This window comes from Sulfoacidibacillus ferrooxidans (genome assembly GCF_022606465.1).
Lineage (GTDB): Bacteria > Bacillota > Bacilli > Alicyclobacillales > SLC66 > Sulfoacidibacillus > Sulfoacidibacillus ferrooxidans.
Genome location: NZ_JALBUF010000112.1, coordinates 1 through 351, shown reverse-complemented (window position 1 = coordinate 351; position 351 = coordinate 1). Strand labels below are relative to the sequence as shown.

The 351-nt window shown below is 42.7% G+C and carries 1 protein-coding gene; it reads left to right on the top strand.

The features are described from left to right. Positions 1-226, top strand: a 226-nt coding sequence (locus MM817_RS16610) for a hypothetical protein (protein WP_241717182.1), incomplete at its 5' end; no start/stop codon positions are given. Positions 227-351: the final 125 nt, after the last annotated feature.

The following is a 351-nucleotide window of genomic DNA, read 5'->3' as shown; positions in this document are numbered from 1 at the left end:
CAACTTTCCAATGAGTATACGCAACGATGAAGTATTGATTGACGTTCGTATCTACGCATTGGCAAGAGAAGTGGCTAAACAAATTCCTGACACGCTCAAAAAATCAATTACAGTTGATTTTGATCGACTGTCTGTGTGGGACATGATCGGAGAAGATCCGAATGAGATTGTGGACATGGGGCCAGCGACGCAAGAATTGCTGTCATTGATGAGCGAATCAATATAGGTGTGAAGTGCCATGACTACAAAAAAAGATCGGGAAACCACAAAAAAATGGACTAAGGAGATGCGGAATATGGTCTCTTTGAAGGCAGCGCTATGGACCAATGGAAACGAGGAAAAATTCCTCCA